The sequence below is a fragment of the Microbispora sp. CL1-1 genome (assembly GCF_012034195.1).
Classification (GTDB): Bacteria; Actinomycetota; Actinomycetes; order Streptosporangiales; family Streptosporangiaceae; genus Microbispora.
In genome coordinates, this window is record NZ_JAATEK010000117.1 from 1 (window position 1) to 1,661 (window position 1,661).

General features: G+C 69.5%; 1 protein-coding gene. It reads right to left on the reverse strand.

Annotated elements, in window-relative coordinates; genetic code table 11:
• Window positions 1-165: 165 nt before the first annotated feature.
• Window positions 166-1,539 (reverse strand): IS1380 family transposase, encoded by a 1,374-nt coding sequence (locus tag HCK04_RS40165; RefSeq protein ID WP_260617572.1) that lies wholly within the window; start codon window positions 1,537-1,539, stop codon window positions 166-168.
• Window positions 1,540-1,661: the final 122 nt, after the last annotated feature.

Sequence of the window (1,661 nt, forward strand, 5' to 3'; positions counted from 1 at the left end):
TAACCTCGATCTTTCGTGCCTATCCGGTGGCTTGCTGAGCGGTTCGGCTGGAGTGTGAAATCGCGGCCGTGGTCAGGGTGGTGGCCCGGCTGTCGCGCCGGGTGGGCGGGGTTCCACGGGCCCGCGGGGTGTCCTTCCTGGGTTGTCGGGGCGGCTTGGTGCTGGTCAGGTCGGTGCCGGTAGTGCCTGGAGCCGGGTGATGGCGGTGACCAGTTGGCCGGCCCAGGGCCAGGATGCGGCCACACGTAGGCGGAGGCGCCGGCCGCCGCGGACCAGGCGGGCGGCGACGGCGAACAGGCGAAGCCGCAGGCGTTTCGGTTCGTAACGGCGGGCCGGTCCGTCGAGGGCGAGCATCTGCATCCAGGCGAGGAGTTCGCAGGCCAGGGCGACGATCTCGCACCAGATCTGGTTCTGGGTGAAGTCGTGCAGGGGCAGGTTGCGCAGCCCGGTGTCCTTGGCGGCGCGGATGCGGTCTTCGCAGCGGGCGCGGCGGCGGTGCCGTAGTTCCAGGTCGGCGAGCTGACCTCGCTTGGTGTTGGTGACGAAGCAGGTGAAGCGGTGCCCGTCGATGTCGGTGAAGCGCAGCTGCGCGCCCGGGTGCGGGCGTTCCTTGCGCACGATCAGGCGCATTCCCTTCGGCCAGCCGTCCAGCTTCACCATGCCGGTGAGCTCGGCGACCCACGCACCCGGCCGGACCTGGCCCTCGGCGTCGTAGGCGGGCGTCCACGCCTGCTCGGGCAGAGCAAGGATCGCGGCCTGGGCCTCTTCGGTGAGGGTGAACCCGATCGAGTAGGACAGCCGCCGTCCGGGCCGGGTCAGCCAGGACAGGAACTCGTGGGTGCCGCCGCCGGAGTCGGTGCGGATCAGCGCCTGACGGCGGCGGTGCTTGGGGAGCTGGGCCAGTGCCAGGCGGGTCGCGGTGATGTGGTCGGCGGCGGTGTTGGACCCGGCGTTGCCGGGCCGCAGCACGATCGCCAAGGGTTCCCCGCCGCCACCCGCTCCGTGGTCGGCGAAGACTGTCATCGGGTGGAACCCGAAGGTCTTCTTCCAGGTCGGCGCGGCCTGGTCCTTGTCGGAGTGGGCGATGACGATGGTCGCGTCGATGTCCAGGGGGATTAGTTCACCGTCGGTGCCGGGGGCGTGGGTGCCGGCCAGGGCCCATGCCCGCTGGCGGGCTGTGGTGCGGGCGGTGCGGATCGCCTTCAATGCGCGGACGGGGTCGGCGGCCAGGCGGTCGATCAGCCGGGACACGGTCGGATCGGAGGCGATCGAGCCGAACACCTCCGGCTGGGTGCGCAGCATCGCGATGTCGGCCAGGCAGTCCCCGCCCAGTGCCAGCGTGAGGGCCAGATCGGCGATGATCTTGCCGGGGTCGTGCACGGCCCGGGACGGCCTCCATCGTTCCAGCTGCGCCGACAGCTCCTTGCCCAAGCCCGTGACCCGCAGCGTCTCCAGCAGCAGCAGTCCACCGGCCTGGGAGACGAGACCCGAGCCGTCGGCGGACACCATGATCTTGCGCGGGGACACGATAGTCTTCACTTGGAAAGTGCCTTCTGAACTGGTGCGGACAGGACCTTAGACAAGCCCGATCCTTCCAGCTCAAAGGCACTTTTCTCATGTAAACGATCAAGCTCACTGAAATCCGCCGCGAAAGCCCGAGG